General features: G+C 64.8%; 14 protein-coding genes. 5 read left to right on the top strand and 9 right to left on the bottom strand.

Going from position 1 to position 14509, the window contains the following annotated elements; genetic code table 11:
- Positions 1-144 precede the first annotated feature (144 nt).
- Positions 145-1050 carry a class A beta-lactamase gene (gene bla, locus ACOJB8_RS03535; protein ID WP_475011053.1) on the bottom strand — a complete coding sequence of 302 codons (906 nt, stop codon included), beginning with the start codon at positions 1048-1050 and terminating at the stop codon, positions 145-147.
- A gap of 97 nt (positions 1051-1147) precedes the next feature.
- Here bla and ACOJB8_RS03530 point away from each other — a divergent pair, with 97 nt between their 5' ends.
- Entirely contained in the window at positions 1148-2026 is an 879-nt protein-coding gene (locus tag ACOJB8_RS03530) for a LysR family transcriptional regulator (RefSeq protein WP_069263031.1), read from the top strand.
- A gap of 28 nt (positions 2027-2054) precedes the next feature.
- On the opposite strand, the gene ACOJB8_RS03525 is transcribed toward ACOJB8_RS03530, so the two are convergent.
- From ACOJB8_RS03525 to ACOJB8_RS03510, 4 genes are read right to left on the bottom strand one after another with little or no spacing between them, the layout of a single operon-like run.
- Positions 2055-2552 carry a 2-thiouracil desulfurase family protein gene (locus ACOJB8_RS03525; protein ID WP_342949335.1) on the bottom strand — a complete coding sequence of 166 codons (498 nt, stop codon included), beginning with the start codon at positions 2550-2552 and terminating at the stop codon, positions 2055-2057.
- 36 nt (positions 2553-2588) lie between these two features.
- Positions 2589-3617, bottom strand: coding sequence for a Zn-dependent oxidoreductase (locus ACOJB8_RS03520; RefSeq protein WP_475011052.1), 1029 nt, complete (start codon positions 3615-3617; stop codon positions 2589-2591).
- A 35-nt stretch (positions 3618-3652) separates the two neighbouring features.
- The gene (gene manD, locus ACOJB8_RS03515) at positions 3653-4861 is read right to left on the bottom strand and encodes a D-mannonate dehydratase ManD (RefSeq protein WP_069263028.1); all 1209 of its coding nucleotides are present in this window, start codon (positions 4859-4861) and stop codon (positions 3653-3655) included.
- 19 nt (positions 4862-4880) lie between these two features.
- On the bottom strand, positions 4881-5612 hold the full coding sequence (locus tag ACOJB8_RS03510; protein ID WP_475011051.1) for a GntR family transcriptional regulator: 732 nt from the start codon (positions 5610-5612) through the stop codon (positions 4881-4883).
- 135 nt (positions 5613-5747) lie between these two features.
- On the opposite strand from ACOJB8_RS03510, the gene ACOJB8_RS03505 reads away from it, so the two are divergent.
- Positions 5748-7223, top strand: coding sequence for a mannitol dehydrogenase family protein (locus ACOJB8_RS03505; protein ID WP_475011050.1), 1476 nt, complete (start codon positions 5748-5750; stop codon positions 7221-7223).
- 42 nt (positions 7224-7265) lie between these two features.
- Positions 7266-8567: an MFS transporter gene (locus ACOJB8_RS03500; RefSeq protein WP_475011049.1), complete on the top strand. Its 1302-nt coding sequence runs from the start codon at positions 7266-7268 to the stop codon at positions 8565-8567.
- A gap of 24 nt (positions 8568-8591) precedes the next feature.
- Here ACOJB8_RS03500 and ACOJB8_RS03495 read toward each other — a convergent pair whose 3' ends face one another.
- Positions 8592-10613: an oxidoreductase gene (locus ACOJB8_RS03495; RefSeq protein ID WP_475011048.1), complete on the bottom strand. Its 2022-nt coding sequence runs from the start codon at positions 10611-10613 to the stop codon at positions 8592-8594.
- Between the two features lie 197 nt (positions 10614-10810).
- On the opposite strand from ACOJB8_RS03495, the gene ACOJB8_RS03490 reads away from it, so the two are divergent.
- Positions 10811-11305 carry a MarR family winged helix-turn-helix transcriptional regulator gene (locus tag ACOJB8_RS03490; RefSeq protein ID WP_342949341.1) on the top strand — a complete coding sequence of 165 codons (495 nt, stop codon included), beginning with the start codon at positions 10811-10813 and terminating at the stop codon, positions 11303-11305.
- Positions 11306-11546: 241 nt separating this feature from the next.
- Positions 11547-11771 (top strand): hypothetical protein, encoded by a 225-nt coding sequence (locus ACOJB8_RS03485; RefSeq protein ID WP_368683318.1) that lies wholly within the window; start codon positions 11547-11549, stop codon positions 11769-11771.
- A gap of 136 nt (positions 11772-11907) precedes the next feature.
- Here the strand turns inward: ACOJB8_RS03485 and ACOJB8_RS03480 are convergent, their stop codons facing one another.
- The 3 genes from ACOJB8_RS03480 to ACOJB8_RS03470 form a co-directional block, all read right to left on the bottom strand.
- Entirely contained in the window at positions 11908-12921 is a 1014-nt protein-coding gene (locus ACOJB8_RS03480; protein ID WP_475011047.1) for a zinc-binding alcohol dehydrogenase family protein, read from the bottom strand.
- Positions 12922-12940: 19 nt separating this feature from the next.
- A complete protein-coding gene (locus ACOJB8_RS03475) occupies positions 12941-13252 on the bottom strand; it encodes an antibiotic biosynthesis monooxygenase family protein (protein ID WP_069263021.1) in 312 nt (103 codons plus the stop codon).
- Positions 13253-13411: 159 nt separating this feature from the next.
- Positions 13412-14311: a LysR family transcriptional regulator gene (locus ACOJB8_RS03470; RefSeq protein ID WP_475011046.1), complete on the bottom strand. Its 900-nt coding sequence runs from the start codon at positions 14309-14311 to the stop codon at positions 13412-13414.
- Between the last annotated feature and the right edge of the window lie 198 nt (positions 14312-14509).

Below are 14509 nucleotides of genomic sequence, written 5' to 3'. Positions count from 1 at the left end.
CGCCGTAGTGAGAGGTCATCCCTATTGACGACATCGACGTCAAAAAATTAAGTCAATGTTGCAAATATAACAACGCGTAAGGAAGCGAACGTTGAGCGAACGATCGGTCTCTTTTCATACGATCAGGATGCCGTATCAATTGCATCAGAGATTCGCCGCCCATACTCCGACCTGCGCGATCGCCGCATCGCGCTGAACCGAACTCGCATGCGTTGCGCCGGTGAGATACGTCGTGACGAGAATAGGGGCGCGTTCCGTGGGCCAGACAATTGCCACATCGTTTGCCGTGCCATGGTCGCCGGTGCCGGTCTTGTCGCCCACGCGCCAGTCTTTCGGCAAGCCTGCGCGCAAACGCGCGTCGCCGGTCTTGTTGGCGACGAGCCATGCAATGAGCTGCTCGCGCGATGCCGCAGACAGACGCTCGCCCAGCAGCAATTCGCGCAGGTTCGCGACCATGGCGGCAGGCATGGTCGTATCGCGCGGGTCGCCGGGGATCGCTTCGTTGAGCGTGGTCTCGTTGCGATCGAGGCGCGTGACCGGGTCGCCAATGCTGCGTGCGAAGGCGGTGATCGCGGCCGGTCCGCCAATGCTTTCCAGCAACAGGTTAGCCGCCGTGTTGTCGCTGCGCGTGAGCGCGGCTTCGCACAGTTCGGCGACCGTCATGCCCTCACTACCCGCGCGCGGTCCGCTCACCGGCGAATACGACACGACTTGCGCAGGCGAATACACGATTTTGCGCGCGAGGTCTTCCTTGCCGTGATCCTTGCGCGTGAGCACGGCCGATGCGAGCAACACCTTGAACGTGCTGCACATCGGAAAGCGCTCGTGCATGCGCCATCCGCGCACGTGCCCGTTTGCCGTATCGAGCATCGCCACGCCGAGCCGCCCGCCTGCCTGCGCCTCGATGGCGGCGAGCTGCTTTTCCACTGCGCCAGCGGGCGCCGCGCCCGCTTCCGGCGCTCGTCCCGCCGTGGCGCCGAACGCGTGAGATGCAACGCCAGCTATCGCACTGCCCAACACTGTCATCGTGAATCGACGTCGCGTGATCATGGTCTCTCCCTGAAGTGCCGCCACTATCGCGCGTTCTCGCCAGGGTGACAAACGATGATAAATTGCGCGTTGCCCCAGAAAAACTTATGACTCGATCATGCGAACGTATCTGCCCCTCAATGCCCTGCGCGCCTTCGAAACGTCGGCGCGGCACCTGAGCTTCACACGCGCGGCGAGCGAGCTGAACGTCACTCAGGCGGCCGTGAGCCAGCAAGTCCGCACGCTCGAGGAGCGGCTTGGTGCGACCCTCTTCAAGCGCCTGCCGCGCGGCCTTGCGATCACCGACGAAGGTCTCGCGCTGCGCCCCGTGCTCACGGATGCGTTCGACCGGATCGAAGCCGTATTGCGGCAATTCGAGGGCGGCCACTTTCACGAGGTGCTGACCGTGGGGGCCGTGGGCACCTTCGCGGTGGGCTGGTTGATGCCGCGCCTGAAGTCGTTTCACGACGCGCATCCGTTCGTCGAGCTGCGCATCATGACGAACAACAATCTCGTCGATCTCGCGGGAGAAGGTCTCGACTTCGCCATCCGGTTCGGCGACGGCACCTGGCCCGGTTCGCGCGCCGCGAAGCTGTTCGACGCGCCGCTCGCCGCGCTCTGCACGCCCGATATCGCGCAGCGTCTGCAAAGCCCTGCCGATCTCGCCAACGAAAAACTGCTGCGCTCGTATCGCGCCGACGACTGGACGCTCTGGTTCGAAGCCGCCGGGCTCGCCCCGCGTCCGGTGCGCGGGCCCGTATTCGATTCGTCGCGGCTCATGGTGGAAGCAGCAATGCAGGGCGCGGGCATCGCGCTCGCCCCGGTTTCGATGTTCGAGCGCGATCTCGCGGCGGGCAGGCTCGTGCGGCCCTTCGATATCGAGGTGCAGGCCGGCAGCTACTGGCTCACGTCGCAAAAGGGGAAAACGGCGACGCCCGCCATGCGCGCGTTCAAGCAATGGATCGTGAGGGAAGCCGGCAGCGGCGAGGAAGCGTGATTGCGCGGTAATCGCCGTAGTTACGGTGCTACGCGCTGGCCTGCGTGAGCCGCGCGTGAAGCGCTTCGATTTCCGTTTCGGCAAAGACCTCGATGCCGTGCTCGCGCAGCAACGCAGTCGTCACCCCTGCGCCCGCATGCTTGCGGCCCGCAAAGCTGCCGTCGTAAATGGCACGGCTGCCGCACGAAGGGCTGCCATCGGTCAGCAACGCGTAGCGGCAGTCGTGGGCTAACGCCAGTTCGAGCGCGACGCGGGCGCCTTCGACGAAATACGCGGAGACGTCCTCGCCGCGCACGTCGATCACGTGTGCGATCCCCGCCAGCACCGCGGCGCCCGAAGCGGCGTTTGCGATCTCCGCAGGCGGCCTCGGCACGCCGAACCCGCCTGAAACTTCCGGGCATACGGGCACGAGCCGCCCCTCGCGCTGCCACTGCTCCATCAATGCATGCGCAACGGTTTTCGCTGAGCCGTCGTATCGAACCGGATGGCCAAGCAGGCAAGCGCTAACGAGTATTCGGGGGAGCATGCGCGAAGAGATTCTGTTGCACGAATGTCCCGCATTTTACGCGCCGAAGTCGAGCAACACCTTGCAAGTTTCGCGCGGATTGTGCTCCGCCAGTTCGAACGCGCTGCTCACCTCGCGAAAATCCACCTTGTGCGTGATGATCGATTCCGGTGTGACGAGCCCGCGCTCGAGCCAGTCGATCACGGTCGGGAACATCGCGCAGTTCAGGCGCGAGGCGCACAACGTGAGTTCCTTTTTCGTCAGCTCCTGCTGCGCGATGGCCGAAGGCGTCGACGAAAAGCCGAGCAACCCGATACGTCCCGCAGGCGCCGCGAGCCGCACCGCTTCTTCGAGGATGGTCGGATGGCCCACCGCGTCGAAGATCAGCGTGGGGCCGTCTTCCACGCCGCGCGTGCGCAGCGCGTCGGCGAGCGGCTCGTTGCGCGTGTTGATCGTTTCGTCGGCCTGCGCCCCGCAATTGCGTGCGAGTTCGAGTCGCTCGTCGAGCTGATCCGTAATGAAGGCACGCACGCCGTACACGCGCTTGAGCACCTGGAGGATCGTCAGGCCGACGGTGCCCGCGCCGTAGATCAACGCAACGTCGCTGGCCAGCACACCGGTGCGCGCTGTAACGTTCGCCGCCACGGCGAACGGCTCGACAATCGCCGCGCACGATTGCGCAATGCGCTCGGGAATGCGGTACGCGTTGCGCGCGGGCGCACACACATACTGGCTGAAACCGCCGTCGCGATGCACGCCCAGCACGACGAGATTGCGGCACACGTTCTGCCGCCCGATCTGGCATGCGTGGCAACGCCCGCAGCTGATGACGGGATCGACGGCCACGAGTTCGCCCACACGCGCGGTATCGACACCCTCGCCCACGGACTCGATGCGGCCCACGAACTCATGGCCGATGATTCGCGGATACGAGACGAACGGATTGTGCCCGCGATAGATGTGCAGGTCCGAGCCGCAGATGCCCGCATAACGCACCCGCACGCGCACTTCTCCCGCTGCGGGCGTGGGCGTGGGCATCTCGCGCACGGCGAGGCTGTTCGGTTGATCGACTACGACGCTCAACATAGTGGACGCTTCCATGAATATTTGATCAGGTCTGCCTACCAGTTCCACATCGACCCGTCGCGCAGACGGGCGACCGGCAGATAGGCGCGTTCATAGGGATACTTCGCGGCCAGCGTCTCGTCGATGTCCACGCCGAGCCCCGGCGCTTCGTCCATCACGAGGAAACCGTTCTCGAAGCGGTACTGATGCGGGAACACGGCATTCGTGAGCGCGTTGTGCGGCATCAGTTCCTGAATGCCGAAGTTCGGCGCCCACAGGCCGAAGTTCACGGCGGCGGCCATGCAGACCGGCGAAAGATCGGTGGCGCCATGAAAGCCCGTACGCACCTGGTACATGGCCGCGTAATCGGCAATGCGGCGCATATGCGTAATGCCGCCCGCGTGCACGATGGTCGCGCGGATATAGTCGATGAGCTGCTCGCGTATCAGGTCCTTGCAGTCCCAGATCGAGTTGAACACCTCGCCCACCGCAAGCGGCGTGCTCGTGTGGCTGCGGATCAGGCGGAAGCTCTCCTGGTTCTCGGCCGGTGTCGCGTCCTCCAGCCAGAAGAGGCGATACGGCTCCAGGTCGCGGCCCAGGCGCGCGGCCTCGATCGGCGTGAGGCGGTGGTGCGCGTCATGCAGCAGATGCGGGCCGAAGCCCACGGCCTCGCGCACCTTGCGAAAGAGTTCGGGCGTATGGCGCAGATAGAGCGCCGTGTCCCACGGTTCCTCGGGCGGCAGCCCCTTTTGGGCGGGCTCGTATTCGCCCTTGACCTTGCCCACGCCATACACCTTGTCGAGACCGGGCACGCCCGACTGCACGCGAATCGCCTGGTAGCCCTCCTCCACATGCTGGCGCACCGCGTCGATGGCTTCTTCGTGGTCGCGCCCGTTTGCGTGGCCGTAGACCATCAGCCCTTCGCGGCTCTTGCCGCCCAGCAGCTGATACACGGGCATGTTCGCGAGCTTGCCCTTGATATCCCAGAGCGCCATGTCGATCGCGGCGATCGCCGTCATCGTGACCGGGCCGCGCCGCCAGTACGCGCCGCGATAGAGGTATTGCCAGATGTCCTCGATATTGCGGGGGTCGCGGCCCACGAGGCACGGAAACACGTGATCTTCGAGGTACGAGCGCACGGCCAGTTCGCGGCCGTTGAGCGTCGCGTCGCCGAGACCGTACACGCCTTCGTCGGTCACGATCTTCACGGTCACGAAATTGCGGCCGGGGCAGGTGACGATCGTCTGCAACCGTTCAATCTTCAATCGCTGTCTCCACTCTGTTTCATTCGACGAAATAGTCGGGCACGCGCGCCTGCACTTCCGGCAGATGCGAGCCCACGCGGTCGATATGGCTCGCCACCGTCGCGCCCAGTTGCGCGAAGTTGCGCGAGGCAATATGCGCGAGGATCAACTCGTGTTCGCGCAGCGCGCGCTGCGCATGGTCCGCCACGCGGTCGAGCAGCAACCAGCGCACGCGATCGAACTGGCGTTTCATTGGCTGCAGCATTTCCCAAACATGCGAGCGGCCCGCGAATTCGAACAGGCGCCGGTGCATCAGCTCGTCGAGATCGAAAAAGCGATCGACGTCGCCGCGCGCGACGGCGTCACGCTGGTCATCGACGATCCGGCCGAACTCCGAGAGCTGCTCGGGCGTGATGGTCTGGGCCAGCTGCACGTGGTTCGCGCATTCGAGCGTGCTGCGCGCGAAGCGTCCCTCTTCGAGCTGGGAAACGGAGATCGGCGCGACGATCGTGCCGACCTTGCGGTAGATGTTCACGAGATGTTCGTCGGCGAGCTGCGCAAGCGCTTCGCGCACCGGCGTGCGGCTGACCTGCAGCGCTTCGGCAATCGCGGCTTCGGAAAGGCTTGCGCGCGGCGGCAGCGAGCCGCGCACGATGGCGTCGCGCAGGAAGGCGTGCACCTGCGGGCGATAAGACGCGTCGGGATTGGCGACGAATCCGGTCAGTGCGGCGAGGACGGTGTCCTCTTGCGGTTCGATGACGGTCTGGCTCATGTCGGTAACGGGAAACGGTTTGTACCATGGTAGCAAATGCGCTTTACGGTCACCGCATAGCGTTAACCCCGATAAAACGAGATAAAACATCGGACTAAGCTTCAGTCATCCGTATTCGTACCATGGTACAAAACAATGACGGCACCTCTTCTATGCGAGCGCTCACTAACTAAGGCCGCGTCGACCGTGCGCCAGCCGGGATACGACCGCCAGCGCGTGCGCCCCGGCATCGTCCATCTCGGGCTCGGTGCGTTTCATCGCGCGCACCAGGCGCTCTATACGGAAGCGCTGCTCGAGCGCGGCGACACGCGCTGGGGCATCGTCGGCGTGAGCCTGCGCGAGCGGCGCGTGCCGCAGGCGCTGGCTGCCCAGGACTACCTCTATTCGGTGACTGAGCGCAGCGGCGAGACGGCGGCGTGCCGCGTGGTCGGCGCGCTGCGCGGCGCGCTTTACGCGCCCGAGGCGATGGACCGGGTGCTCGGCGCAATTGCGGACCCCGGCGTGGCCATCGTGAGCCTGACCGTGACCGAGAAGGGCTACAGCATCGCGCCCGCCGGCGCCGAGCTGGACGCCGGCGACCCAGGCATCCGCCACGACCTCATGACACCCGATGCGCCCCGCACCACGCTTGGCGTGCTCGCCGCGGGCATCCGCAGCCGCCTGGCCAGCGCGCCGCTTACTGTGGTCTGCTGCGACAACATGCAGGCCAACGGCGACACGCTGCGCAAGCTCCTGATCCAGTATGCGGAGCAGTTCGACCTGGCGCTCGCGCGCCGCATCGGCGAGACGATCGCGTTTCCCAACACGATGGTCGATCGCATCGTGCCGGCCGCCACGCCCGCGTCGCTCGACGCGGCTGCCACGCAACTCGGCCTGCACGACGAAGCCGCGATCGTATGCGAGCCGTTCACCCAGTGGGTCATCGAAGACCGCTTCAGCGGCCCGCGCCCCGCGTGGGAAGACGCGGGCGCGCTGCTCACACGCAATGTGCACCCGTACGAGGCCATGAAACTGCGCCTCCTGAACGGCTCGCATTCGGCGATTGCGTATGTCGGCCAGCTGCGCGGGCGCGAAACCGTTTCCGATGCGATGGGCGATCCTGCCATGGCCGCCTTCGTGCGCGCGCTGATGACCGAGGACCTGCTCGCCACCGTGACGGTCCCACCCGGCTTCGACGTTCATTCGTACTGCCAGGATCTGCTGGCGCGCTTTGCCAACCCGACGCTTGCGCACCGTACCGGTCAGATCGCGACAGACGGCACCCAGAAAGTGCCGGTGCGCTGGCTACCCGCGCTGCGCGAGAGCCTCGCGCGCGGTATCGAGCGCCCCCATCTCGAACGCGCGCTCGCCGCCTGGCTGCACTACCTCGCGACCGAACGCAGCGACATGGGCGCGTCGCTCGCGGTGAGTGATCCTGGCGCCCCCGCACTTGCCGCGAGGCTGCGCAGCGCGAGCACGGCGCTCGATACCGTGCAAGCCGCCCTCTCGCACACGAGCGTGTTTGGCGCAACGCCCTGGCCGCAGGCGTTCGCCGATCGGCTCGCCGGACATCTGCAATCGCTGCGCCTGCACGGCACGAACGCGCTGCTGGCTTGCCCCGCCCCTGCCTGATGCCGCACGCGCGCCCATATCTATAAAGACTGGAGACTGAACATGAAGCAACGCACGATGGGATGGATAACCGTATTCCTGTTATTCCTCGTCTACGGCATCAACTATCTCGACCGGGTGGCGCTTTCGATTACCGCACCGCTCGTTCAAAAGGACCTCGGCATCGATGCGGCGCAGATGGGCATCGTGTTCAGCAGCTTCTTCGTAGGCTATGCGCTGTTCAACTTCGTGGGCGGCCTCGCGAGCGACAGGCTCGGGCCGAAGATCGTGTATGTCCTCGCGGTCGGGCTGTGGTCGATCTTCTGCGGGCTCACGGCCGTGGCCGTGGGCTTCGCGAGCCTGCTCGTACTGCGCGTGCTTTTCGGCATGGCCGAAGGGCCGCTCTGCGCAGGCGCGAACAAGATGGTCAACAACTGGATGCCGCGCGACATCGCCGCGACTTCCATGGGACTCCTGAGCGCCGGCTCGCCGCTCGGCGGCGCAATTGCCGGGCCGGTCATCGGGCTGCTCGCGATCAGCTTCGGCTGGCGCCCCGCGTTCTGGATCATCTGCGCGATTGGCCTCGTATGGTGCGTCGCGTGGATGCTGCTCACCGCCAACCGTCCCTCGGAAAGCCGCTTTGTCAGCACGCTCGACGAAGCCGAGCCCGCGCGGCGGGGGCAGGGCGTCGCGCACACGAGCCGCGCCGTGCCCGACAGCGCCGCTTCTTTGCCGCTTTCGGCATGGCTGCGCCAGCCGCTCGTGATCGCAACGGCCGTGGCGTTCTTCGCCTACAACTACGTGCTGTTCTTCTTTCTGAGCTGGTTTCCCAGCTACCTCGTGCAGGCGCATCACCTCAACATTCGCGAGATGAGTCTCGCCACCGTCGTGCCGTGGCTCGTGGGCACCGTTGGCCTCGCGGCGGGCGGCGCGATCTCCGATGCGATTTTCCGCTGGACCGGCAAGCTCATGCTCTCACGCAAGCTTGTCCTGTCGACGTGCCTCGCGGCGACGGGCGTGTGCGTGGGCGTTGCCGGCCTCGTCCATACGGCTGTCGCGGCCATCGCGCTGATGTCCATCGCGCTCTTCCTGCTCTATGCGACGGGTGCGCTCTACTGGGCGATCGTCCAGGACGTCGTGCATTCCGCGAGGGTGGGCAGCGTGAGCGGCTGCATGCACTGCGTGGGCAGCCTTTCGGGCGTGATCGGGCCGGCAGTGACGGGCTTGCTGGTGGAGCGCAGCGGCTCGTTCGCCACGGCGTTCGTGCTGGCCGGTGCGGTTGCACTCACTGGCGCGGCGCTCTCGGCAATTTTCATTCGCGACGCGCGCAAGAGTGCGCCGCTCACGGACGAAGCATATTCGTGACCAGCGCATGCGCCAGCGGCGACGTCACATCGTTAGCGCGAGCCGCGTGGCCTGATCGATAGCGCGCAATGCATCGAGTTCGGCGGCGACATCGGCGCCGCCTATCACCTTCGGTTTCGCTGCGCGCGCGACGAGTTCGTCATAGAGCGTCCGATTCGAATTCTGGCCCGCGCACAGCACGACATGATCGACGGCGAGCACATGCGGCTCGCCGTCGACGCAATAATGCAGGCCTTCGTCGTCGATCGCGTCATAGGTCACGCCCGACGTCATCATCACGTGCGCCTTGCGCAGCCGGGCCTTCAGGATCCATCCTGTCGATTTGCCGAGGCTCCTGCCGAGTGGTTCCTCCTTGCGCTGAAACATGTGCACGCTACGGCGCGGCGCGCCATGAGCGTCGATACGCGTCAAGCCGCCCGCATCCGCATTCTCAGGATCGACGCCCCACGCGCGGAAAAACGCACCGCGGTCCAGCGATTCCTGCTCATCGCCCAGCAGATACTCGGCCACGTCGAAACCGATACCGCCCGCGCCGATGATCGCCGCGCGCGCGCCCACTTCGACCTTGCCCGCGAGCACATCGATGTACGACACCGCCTTCGGATGATCGACACCTGCAATATCGGGCACGCGCGGCGTGACGCCGGTGGCGATGACGATCTCGTCGAACGCCTCGCTGGCGAGTTCATCAGCCGTAGCGGCTTCCCCAAGCCGCAACGTCACGCCAAGCCGTTTTAGCCGCACCTCGAAATAGCGCAGCATCTCGTGAAACTCGGCTTTGCCGGGGACGACCTTCGCCAGATTCAGCTGCCCACCCAGCCGCGCATGCGCTTCGAACAGCGTGAGCGTATGGCCACGTTCGGCGGCGTTGATCGCGAACGCCATGCCGGCCGGTCCGCCGCCCACGACCGCGATGCGTTTGGGCTGCAAAGCCTTGCCCGCCGCGAATTCGATCTCGCGCCCGGCGCGCGGATTGACGAGGCAAGTGGCCGTGCGTTCCGTGAAGATGCGGTCGAGGCAGGCCTGATTGCAGCCGATGCAGGTGTTGATTTCGTCGGCCACGCCAAGCCGCGTCTTCTTCGCAAAGTCCGGATCGGCGAGCAGCGGGCGCGCCATCGAAACGAGATCGGCCACGCCGGAGGCGATCAGTTCCTCCGCGACCTCGGGCGTATTGATGCGGTTCGACGCCATCACCGGAATCGACACCGCCTCTTTGACGTTGCGAATCGCGTCGCGCCAGGCCGCGCGCGGCACGCACGCCGCGATGGTCGGCACCGCCGATTCGTGCCAGCCCACACCCGTGTTGATGAGATCCGCGCCGGCCGCTTCGATCTCCTTCGCGAACGCCGCGATCTCGGCGCCGCTCATGCCGCCCTCCATGAGATCGATTGAAGAGATACGGTAGATCAGCATGGGCTCGCGGCCCATTTCTGCGCGTACGGCGCGCACGATGTCGAGCGCGAAGCGGATGCGGCCTGCGAAGCTGCCGCCGTATTCGTCGGCACGCGCGTTGGTGACGGCGGCCGTGAACTCGTTGATGAGATAGCCTTCCGAGCCCATGATCTCCACGCCGTCGTAGCCGGCTTGAACCGCCAGCGCCGCCGTGCGGGCGAAATCATCGATGGTGGCGCGCACTTCCTGAGTGCTGAGCGCGCGCGGCGGGTACGCGTTGATTCGCGCCTTGGCGGCCGATGGCCCCACGCACTCCGGCACCTTCGCATAGCGGCCCGCGTGCAGGATCTGCAGCACGATCTTGCCGCCCGCTTCGTGAACCGCGTGCGTCACCGCGCGATGCTCGTCGACCTGCTCCGCGCGATTGAAGAGCGGGCCGCCCGCCTCCATCACGCCTTCGGCGTTCGGCGAGAACCCGCCGCTCAGAATCAGACCGATCTCGCCGGCCGCGCGCGCCGCATAGAACGCGGCGAGGCGCTCTTGCGGACGGTCGAGCGTTTCGAGCCGCGTGTGCATCGCGCCCATCACCATGCGGTTGGGCAACAGCGTCGCGCCAACGCGAAGCGGGGTCAAAAGCCGATCGTAGGTCGCCATGGGGATGTCACTTATATTCTCGAGCGTCGTTTCCACACTCTAGGCGAGCCTCTTAATTACGTCAACATCATGATATATATTGAGGGCACGAGGAGGGGTATTGCCCAGATGGACGGCGCGCCCACTTCCCTTCACTATTTTCGTATCAGGTATTTGTCTCATTGCCGCCGCACTCGCGCGGCGACCGAAAGGCGCCCATGACCCAGAACGACCCTTCGTACGATCAATCCGTCTCGTCGATTCACAACCGCTTGTTCTTCCGGCTTTTCCAGGCGGGTAACACGCTCGACCGGCAGACGACCAAGGCGCTCGGCATCACGACCGTGCAGTGGTCGGTGCTCGGCGCGCTGTCGCGCCCGCAGGTTGCAGAGGGCATGTCGTTTTCCGAACTGGCCGATTATCTCGTCGTGAGCCGCCAGAGTCTCGACGGCGTGCTCAAGCGCCTGGAGCGCGACGAGCATGTGCTGCGCGTGGCCGACACCGTGGACCGGCGTGCGAAAAAGGTCGTGCTCACAGAGCAGGGCAAGGTGTTCTGGGAGAGCCTGCAGCCGAAGATCTACGAGTTTTATCGCCAGGCGCTCGCGAGCTTTCGCTTCGACGACAAGGTTTCGCTCGTGCACTTCCTGAATCAGCTGAACAAGGGCATGGACGAGATCGATCTCGGCGAACCGGCGCAGCGCGACGAGGCGTGAATGCACGCTCGCGCTTTCATATCGTGCAATGCGCGCCCGGTGTGTGCAAATTCCGCATTTGCGGCTGCGGGCCTGCAATTGCACATGGAAGGACACCTTCTCTTATCGTGAAAGACATCACGTAAACCATTGAACAACAAGGAAATTGCGGTTCCCCGATGCTGCAGGGAAGTCGTCTTTCACTGCGATAGACTGAATCCAACGACGCTTCTTATTCGCTTGTTAATCAATGGAGAAGACGATGGACGTCTATATCGAACCGTTACCGAGAGGCCAATGGGGGCCAATCGATGGCTATGCCCTGGAGTTCGCGGACGGCAGCAAGTTCGCCGAGAACATCTTTCGCTCCGAGCTTCTCGCGATCAGCGAAATCGTCCTGAGAGGCTATAAGCCGCTGCTGGCGAAGGTTCGCATTACGGACAAGCACGCCAACGCGCACTGGAAGCGCCCCGAAACTGCGCGCTGATGCGCTCGAGCTCGACGGCGTGGATTGCCGTCGAGCCGTGAGCACCATAACCGCACCCTGAGTGGCCCTTTCGTCAGGCTCATGAGCACGGCCCATTGTGCGTTCGACCGCGCATCCGAGTGACGGACGGCACGATTTAAAACCCTTCGAGCACGAGCTTGCCGCGCGAGCGGTTGGTTTCCACGAGTTCGTGCGCCCGGCGCAGGTTTGCCGCATTGATGGTCCCGAAGCTCTCGTTGAGGGTCGTGCGCAACACGCCCTCGTCGATGAGCGAAGCCATGCGCTCGAGCAGATCATACTGGCGAATCTGGTCTTTCGTCCCGAACATCGAGCGCGTAAACATGAACTCCCAATGCAGGGCCACGCTCTTCATCTTGAGCTTGCGGAAATCGAACAGCTCCGGATCGTCGATCAGCGCGAGATGCCCCTGCGGGTTGATCGAGGCGACGATCTCGTCGAAGTGATGGTCGGTCTGATTCAGGCTCGCGATATAGTCCACGCCTTCTATACCAATACGCTTGATTTCCTGCGAAAGCGGCTTCGTATGATCGATGACGTGATGCGCGCCCAGTTCGCTCACCCACTTCGACGTTTCGGGCCGCGACGCCGTGCCGATCACCGTGAGGCCCGTGAGCTTGCGCGCCAACTGCACGAGAATCGAACCGACGCCGCCCGCCGCGCCGATCACGAGCAGCGAGTCGCCGGACGGCGCCGTGCCTTCGGGCACCTTGAGGCGGTCGAACAGCAACTCCCACGCTGTGATGGAGGTGAGCGGCAACGCGGCCGCCTCGGCGAAGTTGAGGCTCTGCGGCATGCGGCCCACGATGCGCTCGTCCACCACGTGCAATTCGCTGTTGGTACCGGGGCGCAGCAGCGAGCCCGCATACCACACCCGGTCGCCCGGCTTGAAGAGCGTCACGTCACGGCCCACGGCGCGCACGATGCCGCTCGCGTCCCAGCCGATCACTTTCGGCTCGCCGTTTTCGGGCGCCTTGTTCGCGCGCACCTTCACGTCGACCGGGTTCACCGACACCGCGTGTACTTCGACGAGCAGATCGTGCGGACCCGGCTGCGGCTCGGGGAGATCGAGATCGATCAGCGAATCGGCGTCGCTGATGGGGAGATTTCGGTAGTAACCAATCGCTTTCATCGTGAATACCTCCAGACAGTCAAATTGCGGGAAACCGGCTTTGTTGAACGAGCGGCTCGAAGTGATAGAGGTCGGGGTCCGCCGAGAAGTACGGCCACAGCGTGTGCAGGAAGGTCTGGAAATCGCCGTGCATCATGAACGCGCTCTGCGCGTCGAGGGAGTCCCACTCCACTTCCAGCACGTAGCAGCCTTCGTCTTCGCACTGCGGGCCGAGGCGGTGCCCGCGATAACCCGGCTTGTTCGTGAGCAGCGGGCATACGCGCAGCCAGGCCGCCTCGAAACGCGAAATCTTGTCGGCTCGCAGGTAAAAGCGGCCTATCGCGACGATCATCCGAGCCTCCGTGCCGTTCGTCTTCGTACGAATAATCGGCCAGCGCGCCCGGCGCGCATAGGGGCAAACGGCGAATTCAGCTTCAACGCTGTTTTGAAGATCGAGGGGGCGATCGGGCCCGGTACCGAACAGCGAGCGGACTGACCGCGGATTCAAATATCAGGCGAGATACGCGGCAATGCGATCGCGCAGCCAATCGCGCAGTGCGTTGACGGTCGGCGAGAGCATCGTGCGGTGCGCGCAGACGAGATGCAGCGGCGCGCCTTCGCCCTGAAACGCGTCGAGCGCGGTTTCGAGGCGCCCCGCCTGGATATCGGCGAGCACGTCCAGACGCGACTTGTACGCCAGGCCATGCCCCGCCACTGCCCAGCGGCGCACGAGTTCGCCGTCGTCGCTGCTGCGGTTGCCCTGCACGTTCACGACGCTCGCTACGTCGCCGCGGTAGAAGGTCCAGCGGTCGTGCAGCGTGTCGCTCAACGCGAAGCGCAGACAGTTGTGGCGCGAGAGATCGGCAGGCGTCGCGGGTTTGCCGTGACGCGCGAAATAGCCGGGCGCGGCGCACAGCACGCGCCGGTTGTCGGGCGCGAGGGGCAGCGCGACGAGGGAGGAATCTTCGGGCACGCCATAGCGAACCGCCACGGCAACCGGCGACCGGAACATGTCTGTCACGTGGTCGCCAATGTGCACCTGGAACGACACCGCCGGATGCTGCACCTGAAAGTCGTCGAGCCAGGGGACGAGCACGTTGCGCCCGAGATCGGAGGGAATAGACAGCGACACCGTGCCGCCGATCATCTTGCGCCCATGCGCCACGGCGTTCTGGCCGGCCTCCACCTGCTCCATGACGCCGCGCGCGTATTCGAGGTAGCGTTCGCCGTCCGGCGTGAGGCGCAGGCTGCGCGTGGAGCGTGCGAGCAGGCGCGTGCCGAGTTCGGTTTCGAGGCGCTTGAGGCCTGCGCTCGCCACCGCGGGCGTGAGATCGAGTTGGCGCGCGGCGGCCGAGAGGCTCCCGTTGTCCGCTGCACTGATAAAGATAACGAGGTCTTCCAGTCTGATCATGTACCGTCGCGTCGTTGGGCTGCGCTCGCCTCGGAAGCAGGCGCCGCGGTCATGGAGTAAGCGAACTGTACACGATGCCACCTCGAGCGCGGGCAGGCCCGATCACGCCAAAAAGTCCGCGAATCCCCAACATTGCATCGTTGAACAATCTTTGGCTTACCGTTGCGCGATTCCTATACTCCCCAGCAGAGATCCCGC

The sequence above is a fragment of the Paraburkholderia sp. BR10141 genome, from assembly GCF_056155635.1.
The sequence above is the reverse complement of the archived record's forward strand: the minus strand, read 5'-3'. Positions and strand labels throughout refer to the sequence as shown.

Bases quoted from the DNA above. Each gene is read 5' to 3' on its own strand.
- ACOJB8_RS03530 (WP_069263031.1), top strand. From the start codon at position 1,148: ATGCGAACGTATCTGCCCCTCAATGCCCTGCGCGCCTTCGAAACGTCG.
- ACOJB8_RS03505 (WP_475011050.1), top strand. From the start codon at position 5,748: ATGACGGCACCTCTTCTATGCGAGCGCTCACTAACTAAGGCCGCGTCG.
- bla (WP_475011053.1), bottom strand. From the start codon at position 1,050: ATGATCACGCGACGTCGATTCACGATGACAGTGTTGGGCAGTGCGATA.
- ACOJB8_RS03525 (WP_342949335.1), bottom strand. From the start codon at position 2,552: ATGCTCCCCCGAATACTCGTTAGCGCTTGCCTGCTTGGCCATCCGGTT.
- ACOJB8_RS03475 (WP_069263021.1), bottom strand. From the start codon at position 13,252: ATGATCGTCGCGATAGGCCGCTTTTACCTGCGAGCCGACAAGATTTCG.
- ACOJB8_RS03485 (WP_368683318.1), top strand. From the start codon at position 11,547: ATGGACGTCTATATCGAACCGTTACCGAGAGGCCAATGGGGGCCAATC.
- ACOJB8_RS03495 (WP_475011048.1), bottom strand. From the start codon at position 10,613: ATGGCGACCTACGATCGGCTTTTGACCCCGCTTCGCGTTGGCGCGACG.
- ACOJB8_RS03480 (WP_475011047.1), bottom strand. From the start codon at position 12,921: ATGAAAGCGATTGGTTACTACCGAAATCTCCCCATCAGCGACGCCGAT.
- ACOJB8_RS03510 (WP_475011051.1), bottom strand. From the start codon at position 5,612: ATGAGCCAGACCGTCATCGAACCGCAAGAGGACACCGTCCTCGCCGCA.
- ACOJB8_RS03500 (WP_475011049.1), top strand. From the start codon at position 7,266: ATGAAGCAACGCACGATGGGATGGATAACCGTATTCCTGTTATTCCTC.
- ACOJB8_RS03520 (WP_475011052.1), bottom strand. From the start codon at position 3,617: ATGTTGAGCGTCGTAGTCGATCAACCGAACAGCCTCGCCGTGCGCGAG.
- ACOJB8_RS03470 (WP_475011046.1), bottom strand. From the start codon at position 14,311: ATGATCAGACTGGAAGACCTCGTTATCTTTATCAGTGCAGCGGACAAC.
- ACOJB8_RS03490 (WP_342949341.1), top strand. From the start codon at position 10,811: ATGACCCAGAACGACCCTTCGTACGATCAATCCGTCTCGTCGATTCAC.